Below are 23,944 nucleotides of genomic sequence, written 5' to 3'. Positions count from 1 at the left end.
TAGAAAAAGCAAGTCCCGAGACCCACTGAAGGTCTCGGGACTGAGCTTTGTAGGCGCGTGCCCTTTCGTCCCCTATAGGACGCTGGCTAGCGCAGCTTTAGCAATCGAAATACATCTCAAATTCCTGCGGGGTCGGGCGCAGGCGAACGGGGTTAATCTCGTTCTCGTACTTGTAGTTGATGTAGGTCTCGATGAGGTCCTCGGTGAAAACATCGCCTTCGGTGAGGAAGTCCATGTCCTCCTGCAGGGCCTTGAGGGAAGCCTCGAGGGAGGTCGGGGCCTGCGGGATGGATTCAGCTTCTGCAGGCGGCAGCTCGTAGAGGTCCTTATCTACCGGAGCGTGTGGCTCGATGCGGTTCTTTACGCCGTCGATGCCGGCCATCATCATGGCGGCAAAGCCCAAGTACGGGTTGCCGGATGGGTCCGGAGCGCGGAATTCGATGCGCTTAGCCTTCGGGTTGGAACCGGTAATCGGGATACGGATTGCAGCGGAGCGATTGCGCTGGGAGTAGACCAGGTTAATCGGAGCCTCGAAGCCTGGGACCAGACGGTGATAGGAGTTCAGCGTTGGGTTGGTGAACGCAAGCACAGCACCAGCGTGGTGGAGGATGCCGCCAATATAGTAGCGGGCGATATCGGAAAGACCTGCGTAGCCGGCTTCATCGTGGAACAGCGGCTTGCCGTCCTTCCACAGGGACATGTGGGCGTGCATGCCGGAACCATTATCGCCGGCCAACGGCTTGGGCATGAAGGTGGCGGTCTTGCCCCACTGCGCTGCGGTCTGCTTGACCACGTACTTGAAGGTCTGAATGTCATCGCCCGCGTGCAACATGGAATTGAAGCGGTAGTTGATTTCGTTCTGGCCGGCGCCCACCTCGTGGTGGAAGCGCTCGATGTGGAAGCCTACCTTTTGCAGGTTTTCCACCATGGCGTCGCGCACTTCACCGTGCTTGTCATACGGAGCGGTGGGGAAGTAGCCGCCCTTCAGGCGGGTCTTGTAGCCGGTGTTCGGGGTGCCGTCGAAGTTGGTTTCGCTATCGCGGTTCCACCAACCTTCATCGGAATCAACCTCGTAAAAGCCGTGCTGGACGTCGGTGCCAAAGCGTACGGAGTCAAAGAGGTAGAACTCGGCCTCAGCGCCAAAGTTGCAGGTATCGGCGATGCCGGTGGACTGCAGGTACTCTTCCGCCTTGCGCGCGATGTTGCGCGGGTCGCGGGAGAACGGTTCAAAGGTAAATGGGTCGTGGACGAAGAACTTGATATTCAGGGTCTTGGCCGTGCGGAACGGATCAATATGCGCGGTGGCTGGATCCGGCAGCAGGGTCATATCGGACTCATCGATGGTGGTGAATCCGCGGATAGAGGAGCCGTCGAAAGCGAGGCCGCTTTCGGCATCTTCTACGGTGAACTCTTCTGCTGGGATGGAAAAGTGGTGCTCGGTGCCTGGGACGTCCGTAAAACGGATATCGACGAATTTTACGTCCTCGTCCTGAATAAATTGGACGATGTCCTGCACTGTCTCGAAAGACACGTTTGTCTCCTCGTTGTTGACCGGTGAATTGTCTCTCTATAGCCTACTAGGTTCTCGCCTTAGGCATCGCGATTCCCCTCGTTTCACATCTCACTTTCCGCCCGCTAGATTGGTGAGCATGGCAGATAAGCGTACGTGGCTCGACGGCCCAAATATTCCGGGCGAATACGATGATATGGAAGGCCCCGGTCGCTGGCCGGGAGAAAAGCTGGGTCTTCCGGAGTCCGGACCGGGGTCACTAGCTTCCGTTGGCCGCCGCGCCGGCGCTGTGGCGCTTGACTGGATCGTGTGCATGCTCATCGCCAACCTGATCCACATGTTCACCACGGAATTCGGCGGTGTGGCTTTCTTGGGCTACGCGCTGTGGGTAGTCATGGGAATCGCATGTGGTTGGCTCTTTGCTCGCACACCCGGCATGTTGCTTTTAGGCATGGGTGTTGCCCGGCTTGACGTTCCCGGTGCCCGCGTGGGCCTATGGCGCGCGGCGCTGCGCACGGTGCTCACCGGTGTGCTGTTCCCAGCGGCCATGGTTGATGCGGATGGACGCGGAATGCATGACCGCGCCACCGGTACCATCGTTATTCGCTCCTAAGTCGCCCGGATTTTCCGGGCAAGAGAAAATCCCTGCCACACCTCATATGGTGCGGCAGGGATTCGCTTTAGGCGCCCTACTTATTTTTTTTGCGCTGCTGGGCGCGGCGCATGCGGCGATTCATGCCGGCCATGTTCTGCGCCTGGTGGGGCATTGGACCCTTGGGCATGCCCGGGGTGGTACCCGGCATGGAGTCCATGGCCTCGATGCGGCGGATGTTTTCGTAGGTTTCGTTCTTATTAAAGTTGCGCGGCAGCTTCATGACCTTATTGCGCAGCTTGGAAACGGGAACCTCGTCCTCGCCGTTGCCTACGAAGATCTCGTAGATGGGAACGCCGCCGGCGATCTTGTCTACGCGCTTCTTAAGCTGGTTGAGGGTAGGGCGCACGCGGTTCTTATTGCCCTCGCACACGAAGATGACGCCGGCATTGCCGATGACGCGGTGGATAAGATCCTGCTGGCGGGTGGCGGCCACGCCGGTTTTGACGGACCAGACGATGCCCACGGTATTGCGCAGCTGCTGCTCGAGTGCCCAGCCCGCAGCACCTGGCTGGTCTTCCACGCGCTTGTACATATCGCGCTCAAGGCGGCGGGTAAATAGGAACATTGCGAGCAGCGCGCCGATGCCCAAGCCCAGGATGAGCATGAACCACTGGCCGTTGAAAAGCGAGCCGATCAGGAAGAAGAGCAAGCCCATGCCCAGGAAGGCGCCCAGCATGATGGGGATAAGCGCCTTATCCTGCTTGCGCTGCATATTAAATGCTTGCCACATTTGGGACCAGGTTTGCTTACGCTGCTGGCGCTTGGCCGCGCGTTCTTGCTTCTTTGCAGCCTTTAGTGCTGCCTTGTCATCTTTCGCCATGGCTCCTACTTTAAAGGTCAATGGGCATGAATGTTAAAACGGCCCACGCGGAAAGCGCAGGCCGTTATGAAAACGTGTGGTTTAGCGGACGGTGGCCGCCGCCGAATTCGCATTAGCCGGAGCCTTGGCCATGCGGGTGGTCACGGGAGTCTCCTCCGATGGGCCGTATTTCTCCAGCAGGGTGGAGGCTTCTTGGGCGGTGGCACCCTGAGAGGTCTCCGCTAGGTGCTTGAGGTTATCCGGCAGCTCGAAGCCGCGCTTTTCCATAGCCTGCACGTAGAGGCGGCCGGCGCGATAAGAAGAGCGCACCAGCGGGCCGGACATGACGCCGCCGAAGCCGAGTTCCTTAGCCAGCTTGGAGTGGGCCACGAATTCCTCTGGGCGCACCCAGCGCTCAATCGGGTGGAAGCGCGGGCCGGGGCGCAGGTACTGGGTGATGGTGATGATATCGCAGCCAGCAGAGCGCAGGTCACGTAAAGCTTCCTCGACCTCTTCCTCGGTCTCGCCCATGCCCAAAATCAGGTTGGACTTGGTAATGAGGCCATAATCATGTGCCTGGCGGATGACGTCCAAGGAGCGCTCGTAGCGGAAGGCCGGGCGGATGCGCTTAAAGATGCGCGGCACGGTCTCCAGGTTGTGCGCGAAGACCTCCGGCTTGGCCTCGAAGACCTCCTCCAGCAGGTCTGGCTTGCCAGAGAAATCCGGGGTGAGGTTTTCCACGCCGGTGTGGGGGTTAAGCTCGTGAATCTTGCGCACGACCTCGGCGTAGAGCCATGCACCCTCATCGGGGAGATCATCGCGGGTAACACCGGTAATGGTGGTGTAGTTAAGGTCCATTTCCCGGATATTTTCGGCTACGCGGCGCGGTTCATCGCGGTCTAGTTCTTCCGGCTTGCCGGTGGCAATATCGCAGAAGTCGCAGCGGCGGGTGCACTTATCGCCACCGATGAGGAAGGTAGCCTCGCGGGATTCCCAGCACTCGTGGATATTCGGGCAACCTGCCTCCTGGCACACGGTGTGCAGGGAGGCCCCAGCCACGCGGGACTTCATGTCCTCATAGCCCGGGCCAGTGCGAACCTGGTTGCGGATCCAGCGTGGCTTTTGTTCGATGGGTGACTCCGCATTCTTCTTTTCAATGCGGAGCATCTTGCGTCCTTCAGGCTTAACAGTCACAAAAACTCACTTTATCGGTTGATGGTGGTGATGGCTAATAGCTCTTCTAGGTATAAGTCGCCGCGGTCACATCCTATTCCGCGCCAGCCCCAAACTAGGGTTCTTGCCGCGCTTGCCGACGCCTCTGTCTAGCCCTTTCATTCGCTAACTTCGTGGGATCAGGGGCTGAGCCAAAGGTGTGGTCGGCGACAATGAGGCGGCCCGAGAGGGCGTCATCAAGCGCCTGCAAAAGCGGTTGGGTGGCATCCTCGAGGCTGACCTGGCGTCCGAGCTCCAGCGATAGGGTGGTGACATCGGCGTCATCGATGCCACATGCCACGATGTGGTCGTAGTATTCCAGCGTATTGCAGCAGTTAAGCGCCAAACCGTGCATGGTCACCCCGCGAGTAATGCGGATTCCAAGAGCGGCAATCTTGCGGTCACGCTTCGGAGCGGAGGGATCCTTGGCTTCGGTAGTGGAAGGAACCCACACGCCCGAGCGGCCATCGATGCGCCCGGCGGTGGTTACCCCCATCTGGCGGACCGTCTGGATGGTGGCCTCCTCGAGGCGGCGGACATAGTCGACGACGTCGACGGGCTCGGCCAATTTGATAATGGGGTAGATGACCAGCTGGCCTTCGCCATGCCAGGTGATGCGCCCGCCACGGTCAACGGTGATAACGGGCAGGCCGTTATCTGGCATATCTTCCGGTTGGGTGCGCTTGCCGGCGGTATAGATATTGGGGTGTTCGACTACGAGCACCACATCGTCTTGTTCCCCCTTGGCGCGCGCGGCTGCTACCTCGGCCTGGTAGTCCCAGGCCTCCTGGTAGTCCATCCGGCCCAAGAAACGGACCTCTAGTGGTTTATCGGAGGCGCGGATAGAACGCTCGGCGGGGAAGAAAGGATCGCGTGGTGCAGTCATAGACTCAAAGTTTCCTCTGGTGCGGTGGGCAAAGCAAAGCGGGAGGGTGCGCGTGGCACACCCTCCCGCGTGGGGTCGAATTAATCTAGGCCGTTGGCGGATGCATAAGCTGCAGCATCCATGAGCTCGCCGGCCTCATCAACCTCAACCTCGAAAAGCCAGCCCTCGCCGAACGGGTCGTTGTTGATGACAGCGTAGTCATCGTGCACATCCTCGTTAACGGCCTTTACGGTGCCGGTGACAGGGGAGTAGAGGTCAGAGACGGACTTCGTGGATTCGACCTCGCCACAAGACTCGCCGGCGGTAACGGTATCGCCTACCTCCGGCAGTTCGGCGAAGACGACCTCACCGAGGCGGTCAGCAGCCACGGAAGTAATGCCGATGCGCACGGTAGCGCCAGCAACGGCATCGGCGGCAGCGTTGACCCACTCGTGGTCTTCGGAGTAGGAAAAATCTTGAGGAAGGTTAGCCATGGTGATGTGGTCCTTTCGGGCTGGTTGAAAAGATGCTTACTTGTCGCGCTTATAGAACGGCAACGCGGTTACTTCAAAAGGATAGCGCTTACCGCGAATCTCCACCTCCACAGCGGAGCCGGGCTCGAGGTTCGCGCCGGTATTCAGCAGCGCGATGGCCACTGGGTGTCCCAGAGTGGGGGAAGGCTGGCCGGAGGTGACCGTGCCTACCTTCTCATCGCCCACGAAAACCTCGGCACCGGCGCGGGCTGCGCGGCGCTGCTCGGAGGTGAGACCGGTGATCGCTACCTGCGGGCCTTCGGCGGCGCGTTGGCGGACGACCTCGGAGCCGACGAAATCGGCTTCCTTTTTGGCAAAGGCACGGGCCATGCCCGCCTCTACCGGGGTGATGTCGCGGGAGAGCTCGTTGCCGTAAAGAGGCATGCCGGCCTCGAGGCGTAGGGAATCGCGGGCGGCGAGGCCGCACGGCTTGAGGTCGTATTCTGTACCGGCCTTGAGCAGCTCTTCCCACAGCTGCGCGGCATCGGAGTTGTACACAATGAGCTCGAAGCCATCCTCACCGGTGTAGCCGGTGCGCGCGATGATGGCAAAGGTGCGCGCCACCTTACCCATGGTGGCGGCGTAATAGCCGAGGTTGTAGACCTCGTCCTGCTTATTGTCTTCCACCAACGGGACGAGGATTTCTGCGGCCTTAGGGCCCTGGACGGCGATCATGGCCACGTCACGGGACTCGTTCTTCAAGGTGACATCGAAGCTCTCGGCGCGCTTGTTGAGCTCGTCCCACACGGTATCGGCGTTGCCGGCATTCGGGACGACGAGGAATTTATCTTCCTCAAAGCGGTAGGTAATGAGGTCATCGATGATGCCGCCGTCCTCGGCGGTGATCATGGAGTACTTGGCCTTGCCCACCTTGAGGGGCTCAAAGTTGGAGATGAAGGCATAGGACAAGAACTTGCCGGCGTCGGCGCCGTTGACCCAGATTTCGCCCATATGAGACAGGTCAAATAGACCGGCGCTGTTGCGTACGGCGCGGTGCTCGTCTAGCTCGTTCTGGTACTTCAGCGGCATGTTCCATGGGCCGAAGGCCGTAAAGGTGGCGCCGAGTTTCTCGTGCTCGGCATTGAGTGGGGAGGTAAGAAGTTCGGTCATGTTTACTCCTCAGAATCGTCGATATCGAATGCTTCCGGCGGCGGGCAGCTGCAGACCAAGTTGCGATCACCATAGGCCTCGTCGATGCGGCGCACCGGCGGGAAGTACTTGTAGCTGTGGCGCAGGGATTTCACTGGCCAAGCGGCTTTTTCCCGGCTGAAGACAAAGTCCCACGTATCGGCGCTAACGGACTCCGCGGTAAACGGAGCATGGTGGATGACGGAGCCTTCGTAGGACACCTGGCCGTCGATGATTTCCTGGATCTCGGCGCGGATGGTGCGCATTGCCTCGATGAAACGATCCAGCTCGCCCAAGTCCTCGGACTCGGTGGGCTCCACCATGAGGGTGCCGGCCACCGGGAAAGCCAGGGTCGGGGCGTGGAAGCCAAAGTCTACGAGGCGCTTGGCGACGTCCGCGGCGGTGACCCCAGAGGCGTCGGTAAGCGCGCGCAGATCCAGGATGCATTCATGGGCCACCAAGCCAGCATTGCCGGTGTAGAGCACAGGGAAGGAATCTTCCAGGGACTTGGCCAGGTAATTTGCGCCCAAAATTGCGTGGGCGGAGGCTTGAGCAAGTCCCTGCGCGCCGCTCATAGCTAGGTATGCCCAGGAAATCGGCAGCACACCGGCCGAGCCGTACTTGGTACTGGTAATAGGCACGCCTTGCCCAACCGGGGTAGCAGTGGTTGCATCCAGCTGCGGATCCGCGGCATTGGTGGGCAGGAACGGGATAAGGTGCTCGGCCACTGCTACTGGACCCACGCCTGGGCCGCCACCGCCATGCGGAATGGTAAAGGTCTTGTGCAGGTTGAGGTGGGACACATCGCCGCCGAACTGCCCTGGGCGGGCCCAACCGGTCAGCGCGTTCATATTCGCACCGTCAATGTAGACCTGGCCGCCCACCGCGTGGACTTTATCGCAAACATCGCGAACCTCTGGGTCAAAGACCCCGTGGGTGGACGGGTAGGTCACCATGATGCCGGCGATGTGGTTGCCATGCTTGGCAATCTTTTCATCCAAATCCGCCAGATCAATAGAGCCGTCGTCCGCGGTCTTTACCACCACAACGCGCAGGTTAGCCAGCGTAGCCGAGGCCGCATTCGTGCCGTGTGCGGAAGCCGGGATGAGTACTACATCGCGCTCGTTATCGCCATTGGCTACGTGGTAGCGGCGGATGGCCAAAAGGCCGGCCAGCTCGCCCTGGGATCCGGCGTTGGGCTGGATGGAGACCTTGGCATAGCCGGTAATCTCGGCCAACCAACCTTCAATCTCCTCGACCAGTGCGCGCCAGCCAGTGGTTGTCTCTTCCGGGGCGTAGGGGTGGATGCCAGCAAATTCCGGCCAGGAAATCGGCTCCATGGCGGCGGTGGGGTTGAGCTTCATGGTGCAAGACCCCAGCGGGATCATGGTGCGGTCAAGTGCTAAGTCCTTATCAGCCAGCTTGCGCAGGTAGCGCAACATCTGGGTTTCGGAGTGGATGCGGTTGAATACCTCGTGCTGGAGCGGCTCCTGGCTGCGCTGCAGGCTCTTAGGCAGGTCGAAGTCAGCCTCAGTCGCCTCAGCGCCGAAGGCTTGGGCGAGCTTGGCGACGTCCTCCTTAGTCGCCGACTCACCGAAGGACACCGATACCTTGTCCTCACCGATCGCGCGCACGAGGTATCCCTCCTTCTGGAGGTTTTCCTTGATGCTGGTGGCATCCACGCCGGCGACGGTGACTGTATCGAAGAAGTCTTCAGATACCAGCTGCTTTCCGGCATCCTTGACGGATTGGGCGAAGCTGGAGGCAAGCCCATGCACGCGCTGTGCGATAGCCTTGAGGCCTTGCGGACCGTGGTAGACGGCGTACATGGAGGCGACATTAGCTAGCAACGCCTGCGCAGTACAGATATTAGAGGTGGCGCGCTCGCGGCGAATGTGCTGCTCGCGAGTCTGCAGTGCCAAGCGGTAGGCCGGGCGACCATCCGCGTCCTTAGAAACACCGACGATGCGGCCAGGCATCTGCCGCTTGAGTTTTTCTGTAACCGCCATATAAGCAGCGTGCGGGCCACCGAAGAAGAGCGGCACGCCGAAGCGCTGGGAGGAACCTAGTACAATATCGGCGCCCAGTGAGCCAGGGCCTTCCAAGAGAAGCAGGGAAAGCGGGTCGGTGACCACAGCGGCTAGCGCGCCGCGGGTATGCAGCTCTTCGATGAGGGAAGAGGGATCAAAAATGTCGCCCTCGGTGCCGGTGTAGGCAATGACGGCGCCAATGAGGTCCTCGCCTACGAGGCCTTCGCGCAGGTCGACGATTTCCACCTCGAGGTCAATCGCGCGGGCACGCTCCGCGGCGACGGTAAGCACCTGCGGGTGCAGGCGGGAATCGAGCACTACACGGCGGCCCTTCTTTACCGCACGGGACATAAGGCCCACGGCCTCAGCCGCGGCAGAAGCCTCATCCAAGAGAGAGGCATTCGCAATCGGTAGTCCAGTGAGGGATTCAATCATGGTCTGGAAATTCAGCAGCGCTTCCAGACGCCCCTGGGAAATCTCCGGCTGGTACGGCGTATAAGCGGTATACCAACCAGCATCTTCTAGCAGACCGCGGCGGATGACCGCTGGGGTGAGGGTATCTGAAAAGCCCTGACCATAGAAAGGCTTTAGCACAGTGTTCTGGTTGGCGTACTCCCGCAACGTAGCCTGTGCTTCATCCTCCGAGAGTGCCTCAGGAAGCTGAGGCAATTCTGCGGCGCGGATCTTGGAGGGAATGGCGGCATCGACCAGCGCGTCCACGCTGTCGTAGCCTACCTTCGCAAGCATGGTGGCCTGCTCCGTAGAATCCGGCCCTAGGTGGCGGGAGATGAATTCCATGTCAGTGAGACTCCTTAGTGGGGGACAATGGCTATAACCGCCCTAATTATATGTTTAATAATGGGTGAGCCGATCCCCCTTGAGAAACTTTTATGCACCGCATCACTGTCTAAGGTGGCTCCAAAGGCGCTCACCACGGGCTTAGGGGGAACGACCGCGAAAAGCCTCGAATAAAACGGGATGGATGGTTCGGCTAAAGGCGGATCTATCACCCCCACTTGGCACCCCAGACATGGCAAAAGCCTCCCAGCCCCGCGGTGGGGCTGGAAGGCTTTAAGCGGCGATAGAACCTTTAGACTTCGAGGTCTGCCTGGAAGTCCGCGGTCTGCAGGCGATCCTTGATGGTGGTGATGAAGCGGCCTGCGTCCGCACCGTCAACCACCTGGTGATCGTAGGTGAATGGCAGGTAGCACATCTGGCGGATGGCAATGGCATCCTGGCCGTTTTCGTTGACAACCACCGGACGCTTCTCAATGGCTGCGGTACCCAGAATGCCGGCCTGTGGCGGAACCAAGATCGGGGTATCGAGCATGGCGCCCTCGGAACCGATGTTGGTCACGGTGAAGGTAGCACCGGTCAGATCGTTCGGCTTCAGCTTGTTATTGCGGGCCTTATCAGCCAGCTCCGCAATCTGCTGCGCGATCTGCGGCAGGGTCATGTCCTGTGCCTTGTGGATGACCGGGGTGAGCAGACCCTTCGGAGTATCAACAGCGATAGCGATGTTGACGTCCGCGTGGTAGGTCATCTCCTTGGTTTCTGGGTTATAAGACGCATTGACGTTCGGGTGGGAGACTAGGGCCTCAGCGGTAGCCTTCACGATGAATGGCAGGAAGGACAGGTTGGCACCGTGCTTGTCGATGAATGCCTGCTTGTTCTTCTTGCGCATATCCCAGATGGCAGTCATGTCGACTTCCTGCACGTGGGTAAGCTGTGCGGAAATCTGCAGCGCCTCTACCATCTTGGAAGCGGTGATTTCGCGAATGCGGTTAACCTTCTGGGTGGTGCCGATAAGCTCCTGCTTGGCCGGATCCACAGACTTGGTGGACCAACGAGCGCGTGGGGAGTTATCGGATTGCGCACCGGACTTGGCAGGTGCGTCTCCCTCGCCAGCGGCAGCAAGCACGTCCTGCTTGCGGATACGGCCACCGACGCCGGTGCCCTCAACGTTGTTGAGGTCTACGCCGTGCTTGTCAGCCAGCTTGCGTACCAGTGGGGTGACATAAGGAACGTTGTCGCCGTTGTTGACCTTCGCGGAGGTATTGAGAGAAGAATCCTGCTGGGTTTCCTTCTTGTCCTCTGCCTTTGGCTCCGGCTTCTTATCTTCCTCTGCCTTTGGCTCTTCCTTCTTTTCCTCTTCCTTCTTTTCTTCGGCCTGGGGTTCTGGCTTGGAGTCGGAGGAGGATGCGGTGGCGTTTTCGTCGCCGATGCGGGCGATGACTGCGCCTACCTCGATGGTGTCATCTTCGTCGGCGAGGATTTCTACCAGGGTGCCTGCTACTGGGGATGGAATTTCGGTGTCGACCTTGTCGGTGGAGACCTCGAGCAGTGGCTCGTCTACTTCGACGGTGTCGCCGACGGACTTGAGCCACTGGGTGATGGTGCCTTCGGTGACGGACTCGCCAAGTTCTGGCATTTCCACGTCGGATGCGTCGCCGGAGCCGCCGTTAGAAGAGTCAGCCTTTGGCTCTACCTGAGCTTCTTCTGCTTCTTCCTCGTCCTTGTCAGCGGAGGAGTCGTTGGATGCGGAGCCTGCCTCATCCTCGTCACCGATGATGGCAATGACCTCGCCAACCTCGATGGTGTCATCCTCGTCAGCCTTAATTTCAATAATGGTGCCGGCTACGGGGGAGGGGATTTCGGTGTCGACCTTGTCGGTGGAGACCTCGAGCAAAGGCTCGTCTACTTCGACGGTGTCGCCGACGGACTTGAGCCACTGCGTGATGGTGCCTTCGGTTACGGATTCGCCCAGCTCGGGCATCTCAACGGAGTTCGCCATGAGTTATAAGACTCCTCGAAAGTTGGAAGTGTTCTATCGCTACCCGACAATCTTACAGCGTGATGCTCACCCTCGTGCAGATGTGGGGTTAGTAACTACCCTCCTTCCGGGTAAGCTAGGGAATTATGTTCAACCCCTTCCGCCGCAACAAGTCCAGATCGTCACTGCGACCACCCCGCGGACCGGGGGAGACCATCCGCCCAGAAGACGCGCAGGATTTGCAACAGTGGGCCGCCGGAAGAATGTATGTAGAGGCCTTTGTGGAGCCGGAAACAGTGGTCAACGAGATGTCGGTTGTCGTTGTCGATGAAAACGGCGAGTTCATCCGCCGTCGCATCGGCGGGCCAAAGGGTATCGACGCGGTGGCCGCATTATTGAGCTGCGATATTTATGACGTGGAAGAAACCGGCTACCCGCAGCGCATGCGTGAACGCCTGGAGCGAAACCGCATTCTGCGTAAAAGGGAAGAACAAAGAAAACGCCGCGCCCGGTTCGAGCGCGGCGAGAACCCCTATACGGGGACTGAATTAAGCTAGATCGCTCTCTTCACGTAGGTAGACCTGGGAGCCGCGGCGGCGGAATTCGGCAGACTTTTCTTGCATGCCTTTCTCCGGTGCAGTGCCGTCGACGGCCTCGCGGACTTGCTCACCTAGCGTTGGCATGCCTAGCTCGGCCATCTGCCCGCCAAACATATCCCGAATGTCTTGGCTGATGCGCATAGAGCAGAACTTGGGGCCACACATGGAACAAAAGTGGGCGGTCTTTGCTGGCTCGGCAGGCAAGGTTTCGTCATGGTAAGCCTGCGCGGTTTCCGGATCGAGGGAAAGCGCAAACTGATCATTCCAGCGGAATTCAAAGCGGGCCTTGCTCATCGCGTCATCCCAGGCACGGGCGCCAGGGTGACCTTTGGCCACGTCCGCGGAGTGCGCGGCAATCTTATAGGTAATGACACCAGTTTTTACGTCATCTCGGTTGGGTAGGCCCAAGTGCTCTTTCGGGGTCACGTAGCACAGCATCGCCGTGCCACCCATAGCGATATGGGCGGCGCCGATGGCAGAAGTGATGTGGTCATAGCCGGGAGCGATATCGGTAACTAGCGGGCCGAGAGTATAAAAGGGCGCGTCAGAGGCCCAATCTTGCTCGAGCTCGTTATTTTCTTGAATCATGTTGAGCGGGACATGGCCAGGGCCTTCCACCATGACTTGGACGTCATACTCCCAAGCCCGGCGGGTAAGTTCGCCAATCGTCTTAAGCTCAGCGAACTGGGCTGCGTCGTTCGCATCGGCTAGGCTGCCGGGACGCAGGCCGTCGCCAAGCGAAAATGCAACATCGTATTGCGCAAAAATCTCGCATAACTCATCAAAGTGCTCGTAAAGGAAAGATTCTTTGTGGTGGGCCAAGCACCAGCCCGCCATAATCGAGCCGCCGCGGCTTACAATGCCAGTCACGCGATTGCTAGCTAGAGGCACATAGGCCAAAAGCACACCAGCGTGAATCGTCATATAGTCCACGCCCTGCTCGCATTGCTCGATGACGGTATCACGGAAGATCTCCCACGTGAGGTCCTCCGCTACGCCATTGACCTTTTCCAATGCTTGGTAAATCGGAACGGTGCCGATGGGAACCGGGGAGTTGCGCAAGATCCACTCGCGAGTGGTGTGGATATCGTCACCCGTAGACAAGTCCATGACGGTATCCGCACCCCATTGGGTAGCCCAGCGCAGTTTGGATACTTCCTCATCGATGGAGGAGGTTACCGCTGAGTTGCCGATATTGGCGTTAATCTTGGTAAGGAATTTGCGGCCAATGATCATAGGCTCGGACTCGGGGTGGTTGACATTATTGGGAATAATCGCGCGGCCGCGAGCGACCTCCTGACGTACGAATTCCGCATCGCAATGCTCGCGCAGAGCTACAAATTCCATTTCTCGGGTAATAATTCCCTGGCGGGCATAATGCATCTGCGTAACGCGTTGGCCTGCCTTCGCCTTAAGCGGCAGGCGCTTAGAGCCCTTCCATTCTTGGGAGGCAGCACCGCGGCGCTGTGCACCGCGGCGCTGTGCGGCGCGGCCGTCGTCAGCGAGCTCTCGGTTGCGGCCTTGGTATTCTTCGGTATCCGCGCGTTTTGAATCCACTCGGTGCGTAATGCCGGAAGCCCCTGCTCCGGTGCGCATTCGGGACCACGCGTGCGGTAAACGCGGAAGGGCTCGTTAGGGGCATGAGGGGAATCGTCCAAGTGGATTTCGGTCTCTGGGACCTCTAAGCCGTTGTGTCGAATGGGGGGAATAGGAATGCTTGGGGTGGTTTTCTGGGGCAGCCGTCATGGCAGGCTCTCCTCTCTTCCTTCGTAGGTATTAACCAAACAGGTTCGAACGGTAGATGCGCAGCTGTAGCGCACTCTCAGCCCGTGCTCGGGCACCCGTGGGGACGCAGATCACCGTATAACAAACGCTTCACCCAGCGCAGGGTTTTCTGCATGTGGTCTAGGCCTAGCGATGCGTGGTGGGAGGGTGAAGGAATGTGGTTGCTAGGTCAACAGGAAACTTTCAGGATCTTTCCACCCGTATCCAATATCGGTAACCCATACTAAATTCATGCGTTTGAGAGAGCGCATGCGAGAGAGATAGAGAGAACCCCTCATGTTTCCAGAGGGCGGCTGTTTTAGCCGATACATGGAAACACCTTGTAGAGAGACGCCTGCGGCCCTCGGACCACTTTCGGTTCGAGGGCCGCAGGCGTTTTCTTTTGCCTAGCAGATCGTGGCGCCGGCAGCGGCTAACTCTTGCAACGCCACCTCACCGCGAGATTCATTTACCGGGGAGCAATAGTCACGCAGAACGCGGACGGTGAACCCCTCCTGTAGGGCATCAGTAGCGGTGGCACGAACACAATGATCGGTGGCAATGCCCACGATGTCTACGGCATCGATGTGGTGCTCGCGCAACCAGTCAGCAAGCAGGGTGCCGTTAGCAGCACCCTCAAATCCGGAATAGGCGGCGGTGTATTCGCCCTTGCGGAAGTAGGCTTGGGCCGGCCCGATAGCCTCATGCATGGCCGCGCCGTGGGACTCGGCTACACAGTGTACGGGCCAGGAATCAACAAAATCCGGACTCTGCGAAAAGTGAGAGCCCGGATCTATATGCCAATCCTGCGTGGCTACGACGGTGTCATAATCCTGTTGCAGAGTCGCGATTTTGGCGGCGACTTCATTGCCTCGTTCGGTGCCTAAGGCACCGCCGGGGCAAAAGTCATATTGAACGTCAACGATAATCAGAGCAGGCTTCATGCCTTTAGGAGTTTAATCGCATAAAGCCTGCTGTGGTGCTACTTTAATTCAGCAATTTCGCGCAGGGCTGCTACCACCGTGCGGGTGGGCACGCCGGTGCCCATCTTTGGGGTGTATCCATAAGCGCCAGTGGTGTTGAAGGAAGGGCCGGCCACATCGATATGGGCCCATTCGATTCCTTCACCCACAAAGTGTTGGAGGTAGGTGCCGGCATATTCCATGCCGCCCTCACGCTTAGCGTTGATATTACGGATATCGGCGCTGGCGGATTTTACCGATTCCTCGTGTTCCTCCAGTAGCGGCATGGCCCAAGCCTTCTCGCCCACCTCGCGGCCGACTTCGGCCATGCGGTCACGGAATTCCTCGGAACCCATAACGCCGGCGGTCCGCTCACCTAGAGCAACCATCTGGGCGCCGGTGAGAGTAGCCGTTTCAATGAGGTAGTCAGGGTTGTCCTCGCTGGCGCGCGCAATGGCATCAGCAAGCACGAGGCGACCTTCCGCATCGGTGTTGAGCACCTCGGAGGTAATGCCGCCGTAGTGGGTGATGACGTCACCTGGGCGGGTGGCATCGCTGCCTGGCATGTTTTCTGCCAGTGGCAGGGTAGCGGTGATACCCACCTTGAGGTTCAGCTTTGCCGCAGCGATGATGGCAGCGGCCATTGCGGCGGAACCGCCCATATCGGAAATCATGTCCCACATCTTGGCGCCTGGCTTCAAGGAAATGCCGCCGGTATCAAAGGTAATGCCCTTGCCCACCAGCGCGACGTGGCGCTTGGCCTTCTTCGGGCGCCAGCTCAAGCGGACCAAACGCGGCGGACGTGCAGAGCCACGGCCGACCGCCAGGATGCCGCCAAAGCCCTGCTTTTCTAGGGCCTTTTCATCCAAGACCTCTACCTCAAGGCCCGCCTCTGCTGCTTGGGCGGAAAGGAAAGCGGCGTAGCTTTCTGGGTAGAGCAGGTTGGATGGAGAATTGACCAGATCGCGGGCGAGAAGAACGGATTCAGCGGTAATCTTCGCGTTTTCAAATTCCTCTTGAGCTGACTTCTCGGCCACTACGGTAAAGGTGGTGGGCACCGTAGATGGCTCGCTGCGTAGGCCGGAGTACTTATAGCCGCCGAGGATGAGGCCTTCTACCACTGGGGCGATGCCAAAATCGCCCAGAGAGGTAGCTACCTGCTCAATCTTGTTAATGGAGCGGGCGGCCTGGCCTGCAGCGCGGCGCAGCGTTTCATCGTCTACTTCTTCTGCTTCGCCCAATCCCACGGCGATGATGGAGGCTACGCCAGCCTTAGCTGGAGCCGGTACGCGCGTGACCTCGCCGGCCGTGCCGGAAGCCCCTACGGCCACCAGTGCCTCATAGGTGGAGCGAAGTGCGGCAGCCCCTAGCAATTCGGTACCCGGCAGTTCTAGCCCGCCTTCGCCCTGGAACGCAGCGATTAGTAGCGCGTCCGCCTTCTTAGGAGCCTTCTTCCCCAGCTTTAGCTTGGGAAAGTGACCGCGTGCGGGCAATTCGTTTTGTGCCATAGTGTCCTCCTTTATAAAAAGGCTTATCAATCTTCCCTCTACTGTACCGCGCAGCGGTGAACTTATTCCTGCCTCGCTATAGATAAAGGGGTAGATTGTGGGCATGCTTGATTACACGATTACTCGGACCGATAATCCCACGTCTGCGGAGGAATTGAGTGAAGTCCTCGCCAACCCCGGCTTTGGCAAGCACTTTACGGACCACATGGTCACCATTGATTGGACCGAAGAAAAGGGCTGGCACGATGCTCAGGTAAGACCGTACGGGCCGATGACAATGGAACCGGCAAGCAACGTATTCCACTACGGGCAGGCAATCTTTGAAGGCATCAAGGCCTATCGTCAGCCCGATGATTCCATTGCCACCTTCCGTCCCGACCATAATGCCCAGCGGTTTATCAACTCTGCTGAACGCTTGGCTATGCCGGAGCTGCCGCAGGAGGAGTTTATTGAGTCTTTGCGCCAGTTGGTGGAAGTAGATAAGGACTGGGTACCGGAAGCCGGTGGAGAAGCGGCGTTGTATCTGCGTCCCTTTATGATCTCCACCGAGGTTTCCTTGGGGGTTCACCCGGCCAAGTCCTACCGCTACGTGCTTATAGCCTCCCCAGCGGGTTCCTACTTCAGTGGTGGCATCAAACCGGTATCCGTCTGGCTGTCCACCGACTACGTGCGCGCAGCGCCCGGCGGCACCGGCGCGGCCAAGTTTGCGGGCAACTATGCGGGCTCGCTATTGGCCCAAGCTCAGGCGGATGAAAAGGGCTGTGACCAGGTGGTCTGGTTGGACGCTATTGAACGCCGCTACATCGAAGAAATGGGCGGAATGAACCTCATGTTTGTCTATGGCTCCGGCGAGAATGTGGAGATTGTTACGCCAGAACTATCCGGTTCCTTGTTGCCGGGCATCACGCGCGAATCTCTTCTGCAAGTTGCCCAAGACCTGGGCTACAAGGTCACCGAACGCCGCATTACGGCCGAGGAATGGCAGCGCGATGCAGAATCCGGCGCAATGTCGGAGGCCTTTGCCTGCGGTACTGCCGCGGTTATCACCCCGGTGGGCCACGTGCTGGGCGATTCCGCCGATTTCCAGGTCAATGGCAATGAAGCAGGCGAGATCACCATGACCTTGCGCGAGCACCTAACCGGAATTCAGCGCGGTGCCGTGGAAGATACCCATGGCTGGCTGCATACCCTGGTGAAATAGGCCGCGGCTTAGGCGTCTGCGGCGATCTCGACTCCGGTAAGTAGCATCGGCAGCGCCGCTAGGGCGCCGAGGGTGGGCTCCGGCTCCATTGCCAGTTGGTGCAGTGGCTGGAGGCCCAGTTTTCTTAGCGCCAACTCATGGGCAGGGGCGGTGGAAAGGGTAGTGGCAAAGAGCCACTCTTTCACCCCAGGGTTATCGCGCTCGGCAAGGAGCGCCGCGGTTGCGGTTAAGGGGGCATCGATAAGGAGGGGCGTGCGACGCTCCGCGGCTCGGGTAATGAGCCCCACCGCAGCGGCCAGCACCGCAGACTGGCAGGAGGCTACGAGCTCCATGCCCTCGAGGTTGCGGGCGCGGAACATAGCATCTCGAATGGCAGAGACCTCTCGCTTCCAGTCTTCCACGCTGGGCTGCTTGCCGACGATCACTACCGGCTCCGTCTGCGTCATCGTCGCCATGACCACGGCGGGGACGCGGGCGCTTTCCACGCCGCCGGGAATCAGTAGGTCCGCACCGGCATCAATTTCCGCATCTGCGGTAGCGGCTCCCAAGTCATATGCCTGGGATAGATCCGTCACCGTGACTACATTCAGTCCGGCCCCGGCCCGACGCGCAGCGGTCTCGGGAGCCGGTAGCTGGGGCTCCTGCTCAGCAAAGACGATGGCTCGTATACGCTGCGGCTCCTGAGCGGGGGCGCTGCCTTGGCAGGCGGCTAGCCATTGGGCGGCTTCGGTCAGGCGCCCATAAGGCGCGAGCTGTGCGTCGTGTGCGGTACGTGCCTGAGAATCGGGCTGCGGAATGGCCATGAGCACATCTCCCTAAACGTCAGCACCGAGCTCCACGCGGGGGCGCGGAATGCGCCACTTGCGCGGCTGGCTGGCGCGGGAATATGCATAAAAGCCCAGGCTAAAGCCGGCTTCAGTGGTGCCAGGGAACTTGGTACGCACGGCATTATTGCAGCGGCGGGCCAAGATGATGCCCTCGATGGCAAAGATAATGAGGATAACCATCGCCACCGCGTTAATGACTGTCGCGATGCTTGGTACCGCGTAAGTCAAGAACACGACCACGATGAGAACTAGGGCCATTGGCATAACCCAATTGCTCAAGCTGCGGCGCGCATCTACCCAATCGCGCACATAGGCGCGTTCTGCGCCCTGATCGCGAGCGGGAAGGAAACGCGGATCACCGTCAGCCATGCGGGCCTGCTGCTCACGGTTGGCCTGCTGGCGCTCTTGGCGCTCCTTTTTCTTATATTCCTTCCACTCGTCCTTGCTCATGGACTTCTTCATGTCCTTGCGGTGCTGGTAACGCTGTGCTTCGGACATGCCATGGGGATCGCGCTTTACGCCGCGCGCGATCTCTTGTTCGGAGCGCTTTGGCGTAGGACGACCCTTCGGTGGGGTATAGCCCTTGCGCTGGGGCTCTTTCTGAATTTCTTCCTGCGCCTTGTCCTGCGCAGGCGGGCTCAGTGGAGGTCTTGTCATCTTTTTGCCACGGGAGTTTCACGCTCCTCACACTACAAGGTTTAGGCGCGAATAGGGGAATAGGCCCGGCCCAGTAGATGTTGTAGCAGTGGGCTACCTTTTCCCACCTGAAAGAAGCGGGTAGGGTAGTGGCAACGAAACCAATACTTATTGAGGAGAAGTGATGACCGCTCCAGCTTCCGCAACCGGCGTCATTCTGACTGAAGCAGCAGCCGCTAAGGCAAAGGCGCTGCTTGATCAGGAAGGCCGCGACGATCTCTCCCTACGCATTGCCGTTCAGCCTGGTGGCTGCGCTGGCCTGCGCTACCAGCTTTACTTTGATGATCGCACCTTGGATGGTGACAAGGTCGACCAGGTAGGCGGCGTAAACCTCGTCGTGGACAAGATGTCCGTTCCTTACCTGACCGGTGCCAAGATTGACTTCGCTGACACCATCGAGTCCCAGGGTTTTACCATCGATAACCCGAATGCCACCGGTTCTTGCGCCTGTGGCGATTCCTTCAACTAAAAAGAAGGACAGCAAAGAGGGTGGGTGCCGATGGCACCCACCCTCTTGTGTATGTGTGGAAGGCTCTTAGAGCTTGACTGGATAGTCGCGCTGCTCGATCTGCGGATCGATGCGCTTTTCCACAAAGATGCCGTGCCAAATCATAAAGGACAGTACGGTCCACAAACGGCGGGAGTGGTCGGAGACGCCGTCGCGGTGCTCCTTGAGCATCTCGAGAACTTCCTTCTTATTGAAGATGTCCTCGGTCTGGGATTCGTTGATGGTGTCTTGGGCCCAGCCGTAGAGCTCGTCGCCGGCCAACCAGTGGCGCATCGGCACGGGGAAGCCCAGCTTCTTGCGGTGCAGAACGTGGGCCGGAACGATCTGCTCCATTGCCTTGCGCAGTGCGTACTTGGTGGTGCCGTGGGAAATCTTCAGGTCATAAGGGATGGACTCGGCCACCTTGAAGACTTCCTTGTCCAAGAAGGGCACGCGAAGCTCAAGCGAGTTGGCCATATTGATCTTATCGGCCTTGACCAAGATGTCACCGCGCATCCAGGTAAAGAGGTCTAGGTGCTGCATGCGTGCGACCGGGTCAAAGCCCTCGGACTGCGCGTAGATGGGCGCAGTTACCTCGCGGTGGTCCCATTCGCGCTTCGCCCACGGAATAACCCGCTGCATCTGCTCAAAATTGAAGGAACGAGCGTTGCCATAGTAGCGCTCTTCCATGGTCATCGAGCCACGGTTGAGCAAAGACTTGCCCTTCATACCTTCTGGCAGCACCTGGGAGAGCTTGCCCAACCCGCGGCGCAGTGGGGAAGGGATCTTCTCAAAGGGCGCGAGGGACAGTGGCTCCTTATAGATGGTGTAACCGCCAAAGAGTTCGTCCGCGCCCTCACCGGAAAGAACAACCTTGACGTGCTTGCGGGCTTCTTGGGCCACGAAATAGAGCGGAACCAGCGAAGGGTCAGCTACCGGATTGTCCAGATACCACATGATCTTCGGGATGGACTCGGCATACTCCTCCGGGGAGACAATCTTGACGATGTGCTCTACGCCAATAGCTTCCGCGGACTCTGCCGCGACATCGACCTCAGAGTAGCCCTCGCGCTCGAAGCCGGTGGTGAAAGTCAGCAGATCAGGGTTGTGGCGCTTAGCCAGGGTGGCAATAGCTGTGGAGTCAATGCCGCCCGACAAGAAGGAGCCTACGGTGACGTCGGCGCGCATGTGCTTAGCTACGGAATCCTCCAGCGCCTCCGCAATCCGGTTAAAGAGTTGCTGCTCTTCACCTTGCTTTACCTGTTGAACAGGGAAGCGGGGCTTGAAGTAGCGCTCGAGGACAACCTCTTCGCCTGGACGAAGGGTAACAGTGCAGCCGGATTCCACGCGGCGGATATTCGCGTGGAGGGACTCCGGCTCCGGGACGTATTGCAGGTCGACGTAATGCTCAATGGCGCGGCGGTCAAGGTTGAGCTCTAGACCGATCTCGTCTGCCATTTCCAGAATGCACTTCATCTCGGAGGCAAAGACAGTGCCAGCGTCGGTGGTGGCGTAGTACAGCGGCTTGATGCCGAATTGGTCGCGGGCAGCAAACATCGTCTTAGTGTGGGTGTCCCAGATGACGATGCCGAACATGCCGCGCAGGTGGTTGACCACGTCCTTGCCCCAGTGGTGGTATCCCACCACGATAGGCTCACCATCGCCTTCGGTATGGAAGGTATAGCCGAGGCCCTTGAGCTCTTCCCGTAGTTCTACGTAGTTGTAGATTTCGCCGTTGAAGGTCATGGCGTAGCGGTCGGGCTGATCCTCCGGGCCCCAGCGAAGGGGCTGGTGGGAGTGTTCTAGGTCAATGATGGACAGGCGATTGAAGCCAAAGGCAGCATCGCCGTCGTGCCAGGTGCCTGCCGCATCTGGGCCGCGGTGGCGCATGCAAGGCAGGGAACGTTCTAGCGCGTCAACGTACTTATCTACGTCGCCCGTGGTGGCGAGCATGCCAAGAAGTCCGCACATGTAAAGATTGCTCCTTAATATAAGCGTCTATTGCTAGTCACCCACTTTACGGCTCGAGAGGTGCAAACTAGAACACGCCACGGCTTAAGGAAAGCTGTTGGCTGCCTTGGAAATAGCTTCCCCGATAGGGTGCGAACTTTCGGTTGATGTATCCCCGGGCAAGCTGTGAATTGACACACATGGCCGTGTTGGAACCTTAGGGTCCGGTTGGAACATTGTGCAGGTGGGGCGGTAACCTACAAGAAGGAGAATATGAAATGAGTGCACTAGGTGCCCTTTTATGCCTTTAAATAGGCTGGGAATCTGGCAATTTTCCTCTATTCTGATTGGGTAAGAGTGCTCTGTGAGTATTCGAGAAGTTTTGTGTGGACAGAAAGGCAGAACACACGTGGGACAGCGTAATAAGCGCACCTTTGCCCGCAAGGCGGGCGTAGCTGGCGCACTTGCCCTGGGTGGACTCGCTCTGGCAGGTTGTGACGTTCAGGCGCCAACTGCTGTAGAGAACCTCCTAGGATTCGGTTGGCCAAAGGGTATTACCCCTGAGGCAGAGGCCATGTACAACTTCTGGATTTGGGTCTGGGTTGCTGCATGGATCGTTGGTTTTATTATGTGGGGCCTATTCCTCACCGCTATCTTCCGCTGGAGCGCGAAGAAGGCGAAGAAGGATGGCAAGGGCGAGTTCCCGCGCCAGATTCAGTACAACGTACCGCTTGAGATGGTTCTGACCATCGTTCCGATCCTCATTATCATGGGCCTGTTCTTCTTTACCGTTCAGACCCAGCAGAAAGTTACCGCCTTGGATAAGGATCCGAAGGTCGTCGTCGACGTCACCGCTTTCCAGTGGAACTGGAAGTTCGGTTACGCGGAGAACCACGTTAACGGTGAGAACTATGACGGTGCTGATAAGGAACGTCAGGCCGAGGCAGAAAAGTCTGCTCACGACCCAGAGGGTATCGATAACCCGAACCCAATCCACGGCAAGTCCATGGGCGACCTTTCCTACCTGAACTACAACAAGATTGAGACCGTCGGTACTACCGAAGAGGTTCCGGTTCTGGTTCTTCCTTCCGATACCGCGATTGAATTCCGTCTCGCTTCTGGCGACGTATCCCACGCATTCTGGGTACCGGAGTTCCTATTTAAGCGCGACGTCTACGCACACCCAGAGGCAAACGCTCAGGAGCGTAGCTTCCAGGTGGAAAAGATTGAGAAGCAGGGCGCATTCGTTGGTCGCTGTGCCGAGATGTGCGGTACCTACCACTCGATGATGAACTTCGAAATTCGCGTTGTATCCCCAGAGGACTTCAACAAGTACATGAAGTTCCGCGAGAACAATCCGGAAGCTACCAACGCCGAGGCTCTCAAGGAAATCGGTCAGGACCCATACGCGGTTACCACCCACCCGTTCTCCGGCGAGCGTGATACCGCTAATGGTGACAACTTCGTCAACACGGCGGCATAAGAGATAAGGACACAACACAATGCGTGCAACATCGAAAGTCTTTTACTCAATCGCGACCTACCTTCTTGTCTCGCTGATTGTCTACATCTTCGGCGTTACCTTCGTTAAGGACGACGGCTACCTGTATGGTGCCGAGTGGGTTGGCATCGTGGGTATGTTCCTTGCCTTCCTGCTGTGCATGATGCTCGGTGCTTACCTGCACTTCACCGATAACCGCAGCGACGTCCTGCCAGAGGATTGGGAAGAGGCAGAGACCGAGGACGCGGCTGGCATCCTAGGCTTCTTCTCTCCAGGCTCCATCTGGCCGCTGGCTATGACCGGTGCTATCGCCCTCCTTGGCCTGGGTATCATCTTCCTCTACTTCTGGTTGATCGCTCTCGGCGCTGTCTGCCTCATCGCGGCATGCACCGGTCTTTCCCTGCAGTACGGTCTGCCAAAGGAAAAGCACTAGTTCTTCACTCTGAAGAAATCCCCGCCTAAAACTTCTCCGCCCTCCTAGCTTTGGAAGCTAGGAGGGCTTTGGCGATCGGTAGTCGGATGTTCCGCGAAAAAGTTCCCTAGATTCCAAAAAACTTTTCTGTGGTGGGGTAGTGGCTGGATATCTAGCAAGACTGCTACCTGACTGTCTACGTCATTCGGGCACGTAGAGGCGACTTTTCGCGGGGGTCGACCGAAAGTTGTAGACCTGCGGGTTTGGGGTAATGAGTGGGTGTGATTTATCTCTCCAGAAAGTATCAATCTCGCGTACTTGTTAATGCATCTACAGGTCAGAATTACTGAGGTGGGGGCGCTCGGGAATTTCTAAGCGTGGGGCGTCGTGTGTTGTCACCTGCATCGATGGGGCGTCGTAAAGCAGAGGAAAAAGTTCCCGGCGGAAAAAATAAAAATATCGCAGGGAACTGGCTGAACGTCTGCTGGCTAAAGCATCAAAAATGAATAGTGATAACGGGGGGAATCGAGGT

At 58.5% G+C, this 23,944-nt stretch carries 18 protein-coding genes, 2 pseudogenes and 1 riboswitch; of the genes and pseudogenes, 6 read left to right on the top strand and 14 right to left on the bottom strand.

Annotated elements, in window-relative coordinates; genetic code table 11:
* Window positions 1–97: 97 nt before the first annotated feature.
* Complete coding sequence (glnA, locus tag ACLI1M_RS08130; protein WP_023021154.1) at window positions 98–1,531, bottom strand: type I glutamate--ammonia ligase; 1,434 nt, start codon at window positions 1,529–1,531, stop codon at window positions 98–100.
* Window positions 1,532–1,649: 118 nt separating this feature from the next.
* Here glnA and ACLI1M_RS08125 point away from each other — a divergent pair, with 118 nt between their 5' ends.
* Window positions 1,650–2,123 carry an RDD family protein gene (locus tag ACLI1M_RS08125; protein WP_248099866.1) on the top strand — a complete coding sequence of 158 codons (474 nt, stop codon included), beginning with the start codon at window positions 1,650–1,652 and terminating at the stop codon, window positions 2,121–2,123.
* Window positions 2,124–2,199: 76 nt separating this feature from the next.
* On the opposite strand, the gene ACLI1M_RS08120 is transcribed toward ACLI1M_RS08125, so the two are convergent.
* From ACLI1M_RS08120 to sucB, 7 genes are all read right to left on the bottom strand, one after another.
* Complete coding sequence (locus ACLI1M_RS08120) at window positions 2,200–2,985, bottom strand: DUF4191 domain-containing protein (RefSeq protein ID WP_023021156.1); 786 nt, start codon at window positions 2,983–2,985, stop codon at window positions 2,200–2,202.
* 81 nt (window positions 2,986–3,066) lie between these two features.
* Window positions 3,067–4,131, bottom strand: a complete 1,065-nt coding sequence (gene lipA / locus ACLI1M_RS08115; RefSeq protein WP_200289024.1) for a lipoyl synthase — start codon at window positions 4,129–4,131, stop codon at window positions 3,067–3,069.
* A 121-nt stretch (window positions 4,132–4,252) separates the two neighbouring features.
* On the bottom strand, window positions 4,253–5,062 hold the full coding sequence (gene lipB / locus ACLI1M_RS08110; RefSeq protein ID WP_023021158.1) for a lipoyl(octanoyl) transferase LipB: 810 nt from the start codon (window positions 5,060–5,062) through the stop codon (window positions 4,253–4,255).
* An 80-nt stretch (window positions 5,063–5,142) separates the two neighbouring features.
* The gene (gene gcvH / locus ACLI1M_RS08105) at window positions 5,143–5,535 is read right to left on the bottom strand and encodes a glycine cleavage system protein GcvH (protein WP_023021159.1); all 393 of its coding nucleotides are present in this window, start codon (window positions 5,533–5,535) and stop codon (window positions 5,143–5,145) included.
* Window positions 5,536–5,571: 36 nt separating this feature from the next.
* Window positions 5,572–6,684 (bottom strand): glycine cleavage system aminomethyltransferase GcvT, encoded by a 1,113-nt coding sequence (gene gcvT / locus ACLI1M_RS08100; RefSeq protein ID WP_023021160.1) that lies wholly within the window; start codon window positions 6,682–6,684, stop codon window positions 5,572–5,574.
* Window positions 6,685–6,686: 2 nt separating this feature from the next.
* Entirely contained in the window at window positions 6,687–9,530 is a 2,844-nt protein-coding gene (gene gcvP, locus ACLI1M_RS08095) for an aminomethyl-transferring glycine dehydrogenase (protein WP_023021161.1), read from the bottom strand.
* 292 nt (window positions 9,531–9,822) lie between these two features.
* Window positions 9,823–11,526, bottom strand: a complete 1,704-nt coding sequence (gene sucB / locus ACLI1M_RS08090; RefSeq protein ID WP_308767020.1) for a 2-oxoglutarate dehydrogenase, E2 component, dihydrolipoamide succinyltransferase — start codon at window positions 11,524–11,526, stop codon at window positions 9,823–9,825.
* A 125-nt stretch (window positions 11,527–11,651) separates the two neighbouring features.
* Here sucB and ACLI1M_RS08085 point away from each other — a divergent pair, with 125 nt between their 5' ends.
* Window positions 11,652–12,062 (top strand): oxidoreductase, encoded by a 411-nt coding sequence (locus ACLI1M_RS08085; RefSeq protein ID WP_411706499.1) that lies wholly within the window; start codon window positions 11,652–11,654, stop codon window positions 12,060–12,062.
* On the opposite strand, the pseudogene thiC reads toward ACLI1M_RS08085, so the two are convergent.
* The 3 genes and pseudogenes from thiC to ACLI1M_RS08070 form a co-directional block, all read right to left on the bottom strand.
* Window positions 12,054–13,850 (bottom strand): annotated as a pseudogene (thiC, locus tag ACLI1M_RS08080) (phosphomethylpyrimidine synthase ThiC). The gene ACLI1M_RS08085 and the pseudogene thiC overlap by 9 nt on opposite strands.
* Window positions 13,849–13,959: riboswitch (TPP riboswitch) on the bottom strand. Its footprint overlaps the pseudogene before it by 2 nt.
* Window positions 13,960–14,275: 316 nt before the next feature.
* Window positions 14,276–14,812: an isochorismatase family protein gene (locus ACLI1M_RS08075; protein ID WP_023021166.1), complete on the bottom strand. Its 537-nt coding sequence runs from the start codon at window positions 14,810–14,812 to the stop codon at window positions 14,276–14,278.
* 38 nt (window positions 14,813–14,850) lie between these two features.
* Window positions 14,851–16,338, bottom strand: coding sequence for a leucyl aminopeptidase (locus ACLI1M_RS08070; RefSeq protein WP_248099868.1), 1,488 nt, complete (start codon window positions 16,336–16,338; stop codon window positions 14,851–14,853).
* A 103-nt stretch (window positions 16,339–16,441) separates the two neighbouring features.
* On the opposite strand from ACLI1M_RS08070, the gene ACLI1M_RS08065 reads away from it, so the two are divergent.
* Window positions 16,442–17,539: a branched-chain amino acid aminotransferase gene (locus ACLI1M_RS08065; RefSeq protein WP_282439251.1), complete on the top strand. Its 1,098-nt coding sequence runs from the start codon at window positions 16,442–16,444 to the stop codon at window positions 17,537–17,539.
* A gap of 8 nt (window positions 17,540–17,547) precedes the next feature.
* On the opposite strand, the gene ACLI1M_RS08060 is transcribed toward ACLI1M_RS08065, so the two are convergent.
* Together ACLI1M_RS08060 and ACLI1M_RS08055 are read right to left on the bottom strand one after the other, a co-directional pair.
* On the bottom strand, window positions 17,548–18,342 hold the full coding sequence (locus ACLI1M_RS08060; protein WP_200288853.1) for a nicotinate-nucleotide--dimethylbenzimidazole phosphoribosyltransferase: 795 nt from the start codon (window positions 18,340–18,342) through the stop codon (window positions 17,548–17,550).
* A gap of 12 nt (window positions 18,343–18,354) precedes the next feature.
* A pseudogene (locus tag ACLI1M_RS08055) lies at window positions 18,355–19,045 on the bottom strand (DUF3043 domain-containing protein).
* A gap of 141 nt (window positions 19,046–19,186) precedes the next feature.
* Between ACLI1M_RS08055 and ACLI1M_RS08050 the strand changes: the two are divergent.
* The gene (locus ACLI1M_RS08050; protein ID WP_005324455.1) at window positions 19,187–19,531 is read left to right on the top strand and encodes a HesB/IscA family protein; all 345 of its coding nucleotides are present in this window, start codon (window positions 19,187–19,189) and stop codon (window positions 19,529–19,531) included.
* Window positions 19,532–19,597: 66 nt separating this feature from the next.
* Here the strand turns inward: ACLI1M_RS08050 and asnB are convergent, their stop codons facing one another.
* A complete protein-coding gene (asnB, locus tag ACLI1M_RS08045) occupies window positions 19,598–21,520 on the bottom strand; it encodes an asparagine synthase (glutamine-hydrolyzing) (protein WP_248099870.1) in 1,923 nt (640 codons plus the stop codon).
* A gap of 388 nt (window positions 21,521–21,908) precedes the next feature.
* On the opposite strand from asnB, the gene ACLI1M_RS08040 reads away from it, so the two are divergent.
* Window positions 21,909–22,982, top strand: coding sequence for a cytochrome c oxidase subunit II (locus tag ACLI1M_RS08040; RefSeq protein WP_049361049.1), 1,074 nt, complete (start codon window positions 21,909–21,911; stop codon window positions 22,980–22,982).
* Window positions 22,983–23,001: 19 nt separating this feature from the next.
* A complete protein-coding gene (locus ACLI1M_RS08035; RefSeq protein ID WP_049361050.1) occupies window positions 23,002–23,433 on the top strand; it encodes a cytochrome c oxidase subunit 4 in 432 nt (143 codons plus the stop codon).
* Window positions 23,434–23,944 lie beyond the last annotated feature (511 nt).

The organism is Corynebacterium sp. LaCa54 (genome assembly GCF_046717495.1).
GTDB classification, from domain to species: Bacteria; Actinomycetota; Actinomycetes; order Mycobacteriales; family Mycobacteriaceae; genus Corynebacterium; species Corynebacterium kefirresidentii.
The sequence above is the reverse complement of the archived record's forward strand: the minus strand, read 5'-3'. Positions and strand labels throughout refer to the sequence as shown.